Consider the following 6540-nt stretch of genomic DNA (forward strand, 5'->3'; position numbering starts at 1 on the left):
ATATAATGCAAGGCGGGTGTCGATCGACTCAGTCACCTCAGTGTTCCAACAGTATGACGCAGCATCCGTGGTTCGTCGGGAAATCTTTCGTTTGGTTGCCCGCCTGAAGCAGGTTGGCGCAACGACGATCATGACGACTGAACGGGTAGAGGAATACGGACCTGTTGCTCGTTTTGGCGTGGAAGAGTTTGTGTCAGACAATGTGGCGATCGTGCGAAATGTGCTGGAAGGTGAACGACGCAGACGAACGATCGAAATTTTAAAGCTGCGCGGCACAACCCACATGAAAGGGGAATATCCTTTCACGATTACCGATGACGGCATTAATATTTTCCCGCTGGGGGCAATGCGCCTGACGCAGCGATCGTCGAATGTGCGCGTCTCGTCTGGAGTCAGAACACTGGACGAAATGTGCGGTGGCGGCTTTTTCAAAGATTCAATCATTCTGGCAACCGGGGCAACGGGAACCGGAAAAACGCTGCTGGTCAGCAAATTCCTTCAGAACGCCTGCCGGATTGGTGAACGTGCCCTGCTGTTTGCCTACGAAGAATCTCGTGCTCAGCTTTCTCGCAACGCCTACTCGTGGGGCATTGACTTTGAGGATCTGGAGCAGCGCGGCTTACTCAAAATTATCTGCGCCTATCCTGAATCTGCTGGACTCGAAGATCATTTGCAGATCATCAAATCGGAGATCGCCGAGTTTAAGCCTTCTCGCATTGCGATCGATTCCCTTTCTGCGCTAGCGCGGGGAGTAAGCAACAATGCCTTCCGTCAATTTGTGATTGGTGTAACGGGATTTGCTAAGCAAGAGGAAATCACCGGATTCTTCACCAACACCTCTGATCAGTTTATGGGAGCGCACTCAATTACCGATTCCCATATTTCTACCATTACCGACACGATCATTCTGCTGCAATACGTCGAGATTCGCGGCGAAATGGCGCGGGCAATCAACGTCTTTAAGATGCGCGGCTCCTGGCACGATAAAGGCATCCGTGAATATGTGATTAGCGATCGAGGTCCAGAAATCAAGGATTCCTTCCGCAACTTCGAGCGGATTATTAGCGGCTCGCCCAGCCGAGTGAGTATAGATGAGAAAAACGAGCTGTCGCGCATCGTCCGCAGCTTCCAGGAAAAATCGGACGAAGGCACACCGGAACGCTAAGGCAGCGAAACGCTTTTACTTTATCTTGTAATTTATTAATTTATAGAGATATAGAGACTCTGGATTACCGGGGCTTCCTATTCATCAGACTGAAATATCAGGTTGAAATAGTCGCAAGGGCAGTTTTTAAACCGCCCTACAGGATCAACAGGAGCGATGACTTGATCGGAGATTCCCTCGAAATCTAATAATCCGTCTCTTCCTCGTATTCCACAACTCGTCTCCGTTCAGGAAGATTCACCGGAGGAGCAGGCTGTGGGTTTTCGTCATCTGCCCAAGCATCCTTTGTCAGATCCTCATCGGGAGTCGCGTACTCCATCTGGCGATATTCTGGGCGATCGACAGGAATCTCTTGATACTCGACTTCGGCATACTGCTGCTGCTTGCCGCCCCAGTTATCTTCCTCTTCGAGATACACAGGCTCGGGTTGGCGTAGCTCTTTTAGCTGGCGGCGGGGTTGCGCTTCGCTCCAGTTGTCTTCGTCCCAGGTTTCTTCAGCGACAGGCGTTCTGACTTGCAGTGGCTCAACAGGCGTACGAATCCCAGAAGGAAGCTGATTGACGGCAGCCGTGGGCGTCACGTAAGCATCGTCTTCGTCTCTCGCCCAGGCAGGTCTGGCAATACCAATCCGCTCCAGCAGACCCACTGTGAGCTGACTGAGTTTCTCTTCTGCTCCCTCAAACACAATCAGACGATCGGGTCCACTGCTAACCACCTCATCCATTGATAGCTCGTAGGTGCTAACCAACTGATCGGGGATCTGGGGTAGCCCAAAGGTAGCAATTACGATCGACTCAACGCGACCATCGCGCTTGTCAAACTTAAAGCCGCGCACCTTGCCCAGCATCTCTCCTGTCTCGGTGATGACTTCGCTATTAATCAGCTTGCTGTATGCCTCGGTGTTGAAATCGTCTTCGATCACATCGTCATCTTCCACCAGCAGCACATCCCCAATCTGGCTGATACTGCTTAGCAACACCGTCTGCTGCACCGAGGACACCACCCCAGACAGCAGACTTTCACGAATCCCGATCGCCACCACTTCCCGGCTATCGACATCAACCCAAAGCTGGCTGACCACCCCCAGCCGTTTCCCGCCATCGCGAGTAATCAACTGTGTTCCAATCAGGTCAGACCGTTGGCAATACTGTTGTTCAAAATTCATTTGCGCGTCCCAATCCCGAAACCGCGTTTGGTATTCGTTCAGTTTGAATAAATCTAATAAAGATACCGTTAGATATCAATATTAATCAAGATTAGAATCAATCTCCAAAATCTGTGGACTAGCCCCAAACAAGTTATTCCACTATAGCGGACGCTGGTTACTTTTGTTGACCTAGCTCGAAGCGGGTTGAGCCTGTAGGTCGATGCCTAAAACCTGCGTGTAGGCACCCCTTGCCTGAGTCACGCCGATCGTCCGCTGAGCCGACTCAATCATCGGTCGTCGCAGGCTGACCACGATAAATTGTGCCTGCTGCGCCTGATGCTTAATCATTTTTGATAATCGTTCGACGTTTGCTCCATCCAGGAACATATCAACTTCATCAAAGGCGTAAAAAGGCGAAGGGCGATAGCGTTGCAGCGCAAAAATAAAGCTCAGGGCTGTGAGCGATTTCTCGCCTCCCGACATTGAAGCTAAGCGCTGCACAGGCTTACCCTTCGGATGCGCGACCAGATTTAGCCCGCTCGCAAAGGGATCCTGCGGATTGTCGAGCTGCAAATAGCCGTCCCCGTCGGACAGTTCCGCAAAGATGACCTGAAAGTTTTGATTTACCACATCAAATGCCTCTTTAAAGGCTCGCTGCCGCAGGGTTGTAAAGTTCTCGATCCGCAGCAGCAGTTCGGTACGCTCTTCATCCAGCGTTGCCAGCTTTTGACTCAGCTCTTCCAGCCGCGCCTGGGTGCGATCGTATTCTTCCAGCGCCAGCATATTGACAGGTTCCATTGCCTGAAGCCGCTTTTGCATCGAGCGCAGTTCATGTTGCAGGGCAGTCAGGTCCGCAATCGTTTCAGGGATCTCCGGCAAAGGATCGGGCAATTCGGCACGCTGGGCTTCAATCTGTTCCTGAAGCGCGACGAGTTCCTGACGACGGTTTTGCTGGGTTTCGTGCAGTTTTTGCCCCTGCCACTCAAGCTGCTGCTGCTGGTTTTGCTGTTCCCGAAGCTGTCGCTCTGCGCGATCGCGCTCTTGCTTTTCGGCGGAAAGGGTTTGGTCTAGGGTTGATAAGGCAGTTTGCACCTCTGTAATTTGATCGCGCAGCGAGAACTGCTGGCTACTGAGAGTCGATCGCTGATTGAGCTGAGAAGCTTGTTGTGTCCGGCATTCCTGCAGTCGCTGTCGAAGCTGATTGGTCTTTTCTTGAATTCGCTGTCGCTGGGTCTCTAGCTCCTGGAGTCGCTGCATTGCTGCCTGGAGAGCCAGCTGACGATCGCTCAACGCTGCCTCTTTCGATCGAATGGTTGCCTGCATCTGCTGCCATTCGCTGTGGGTTTGGGATTGCTCTAGCTCTGCCAGGACTTGTCGCTGCTGATTCAGCTCAGTTTCCTGCTGAGGAATGTTCTGCTCCAGATGGTGCAGTCGCTCCTGGGCGGTCGTTAGCTCCTGGGTGAAGTGAGAGATTTGCGTCCGCAACTGTCCTTCCTGCGCGACGGCATGGGCGAGCTGATGCTGGAGTTGCTCTGCCTGAAGCTGGGTTTCGCGATGCTGCTGACGGGCTTCCTGCAATGCCTGAGCCTGCTGTCGCACATGGCGATTTTCTTGGTCGATCGCCTGCTGACACCGATCGAGAATCCGGTCAATTTCACGCAGCCGATCGCGTAGTGCCAACACTTCCACCGATTCCGCAGGTTCCACTGTGCCAAAGTGAAGTGAGCCACGCTGAGACTGAAGGCTTCCCCCGGTCATCGCGCCGCTCGGCTCCAGCAGTTCTCCGTCCAGCGTCACGATGCGGTACTGTCCCAGGTGACGACGGGCAGCTTCCAGGGTTTGAAAGACAACAGTGCTGCCAAACACGTAGGCAAACACATCTCGGTAGCGATCGTCGCATTCAATCAAATTGCTGGCGTAGTCAATAAACCCATTGGGGCGTTTCCAGGCTGAGATCGGATCGAACTGAGGTGGCTTAATTTTGTTAAGCGGCAGAAACGTGGCTCGTCCGCCTCGCTTTTGTTTCAGCAGCGCAATTCCAGCCGCTGCCACTCCATCATCTTCGACGACCAATTGGGCTAATCGTCCGCCTGCCGCAATCTCCAACGCAAGCTGATACTGCGGATCAACCCGTCCAAGCTGTGCGACTACGCCGCAAATTCCCGGCAACCCAGCCTCCAGGAGCATTTGCGTGGTGCCCGTTCCCTGGGTTTCGCGAACTGCCTGAATCTGCGCTTCTAGCTTGTCGAGCTGTCGCTGCTTGTCTCGCTGTTCTTTCAGGAGCCGAGCCTGGGTTTCCTGCTGGGTTTGCAGTTCTCGTTCTGCCCTAGCATGGTACAGATCAAAGGTGTCTACCTGCTGTTTAAAGTAGGCCAGCTGATTTTCTGCTTCAATTCGTTCGGCTTGCTTTGCCGCAATTTCTTCGGCGATCGTTCCCAGTGTCGCTGTCTGTTCTGCAATTTTCTGGCGAAGCTGGGTGACTCGTTCTTGGAGACGGGCTTGCTCGGTGCGTTGGGGCTCGAGGGTTTGCAGAATTGCTTCAATGCCGTGTCGGAGAGCGGTCTGCTCCTGAACCCAAGCTTCTGACGCGGACGCGATCGCACTTGCTGCTTCCCGACTGGCTTCAAGGGACTGCTGCGCCTGATGATAGTCCGACTGCAAAGAGACGAGCGCTTGCGTTTCAAGCCTGTTCTTCTCTTGCGTCACCTGCTCCAGCGCACCAATCTGCTCCTGAATCTCCCGCTGCGTCCGCTCCAGATTTGCAGCAATTTCCTTACTAGAGTCCAGCAGATTTTGTTCTTGCCGCTGTAGCTGTCTTAGCTCTGCCTCACGAGTTGCCAAGGTTGCCTGGAGTGCCAGAAGCTCGTCTTCTCCGAGTGCTTTAACCCGCGTATTCAACCGATCGAGTTCATGAACGGCAACCTGAATTTGCTGTACGAACTCTGCAATCTGTGTTTGGAGTTCTGCTTGGGTACGATCGCCTGCGGTAATTTGTGCCTGAAGATGGCCTGCCTGCCGTACTTGAGCCTGCCAGACTAACACAGCCTCCCATTGGGACTTGAGTTGCAAGTCAGCTTTGAGCCGCTGATATTTCTCAGCCTTGATGCGATCCTGGGAGAGCCGATCGCGCTGCGCCATTAGCTCTCGTTCTACAATTCGAAATTTCTCTTCGCGTTCCTTGACTGCATCCAGCTTGTCTTTTGCCTGAACGATTTTGCGATCGAAGGCAGCAACCCCCGCCAGCTCATCAATAATTTCCCGCCGTTCCCGCGGATTCATCGAGATAATGCTGGTAACGTCTCCCTGTAGAACAACGTTGTAGCCTTCGGGATAAATTCTGAACTTGTGAAGCTGTTCGTGTAGTTCAGTTAGGGTGCAGGGCAGCCCGTTAATTGCATAGCTAGAGGTATAGGTTCCTTGCTGAGTAACACGCAGCTTACGGGTAACGCTCCATTCCCGAAGATGACCATTGGAAACGTAATGCTCTGACGTTTTACCGTTGGTGGAGTGACCTGTAGAGTGACCGTTTTGGAAGGGATGAGTTGCTACAATTTCCTCTTCGGAGGAATCAGGCTGGGTGAAAGGATTTTCAACATCGCTACTAGAGGGTTCATCTGCACCGTTGTCCTCTCGATCGTCGCTTTCCCATTCTGTCTCATCCAGGGCAAACGTGACCGTTACACTTGCCTCAACCATCGACCTACCGCGTCCCATCTGGCTCTGGTTCACCAGATCGGGCAGTCGCTCTGCCCGCATTCCCTTAGAGCTAGATAAACCGAGCGCAAACAGCAGGGCATCTAGAATATTTGATTTCCCAGAGCCATTTGGACCCGAAATCACGGTAAACCCCGGCAGCAGGGGAACTCCTGTTGTGCCGCCAAAGGACTTGAAGTGGGATAACTCAACGCGCTTGATATACACGTCGTAAAGTCAGAAGGTTAAGTACGGATATACTAATCGCTCTGGGCGAAATTCGCAACAGAACAATGCAAACTAAGAGGGAATCATAGCGGCAAATTCAGAATCTGCACCGAAAAAATAAAAGAATTCTGGATAAGTTATAGGATTTAGGCGATCGTCACTGAAAGTCTTTCCTCAAATGTAAAAATCAAATGCAAAAAGACACCCTCCTTGAGGAGAGTGCCTTGATTGCTAAGCAGCGAGAGCTTAACCGTGGATAGCGGGAGCGGTGACTGCAACAGGAGCAGCCTCACCCGCAGCCAGGTCA

Annotated in this window: 3 protein-coding genes; 1 reads left to right on the top strand and 2 read right to left on the bottom strand. The window is 52.5% G+C overall.

Going from position 1 to position 6540, the window contains the following annotated elements:
• On the top strand, positions 1–1165 hold a 1165-nt coding region (gene kaiC, locus H6F80_RS06355), incomplete at its 5' end, for a circadian clock protein KaiC (RefSeq protein ID WP_190790748.1).
• A 184-nt stretch (positions 1166–1349) separates the two neighbouring features.
• Here kaiC and H6F80_RS06360 read toward each other — a convergent pair.
• A complete protein-coding gene (locus H6F80_RS06360; RefSeq protein ID WP_190790749.1) occupies positions 1350–2330 on the bottom strand; it encodes a PRC-barrel domain-containing protein in 981 nt (326 codons plus the stop codon).
• 171 nt (positions 2331–2501) lie between these two features.
• Positions 2502–6233 carry a chromosome segregation protein SMC gene (smc, locus tag H6F80_RS06365; RefSeq protein ID WP_190790750.1) on the bottom strand — a complete coding sequence of 1244 codons (3732 nt, stop codon included), beginning with the start codon at positions 6231–6233 and terminating at the stop codon, positions 2502–2504.
• Positions 6234–6540: the final 307 nt, after the last annotated feature.

The sequence above is a fragment of the Leptolyngbya sp. FACHB-711 genome (assembly GCF_014695615.1).
In the GTDB taxonomy this organism is placed as follows: Bacteria; Cyanobacteriota; Cyanobacteriia; order Elainellales; family Elainellaceae; genus Leptolyngbya_A.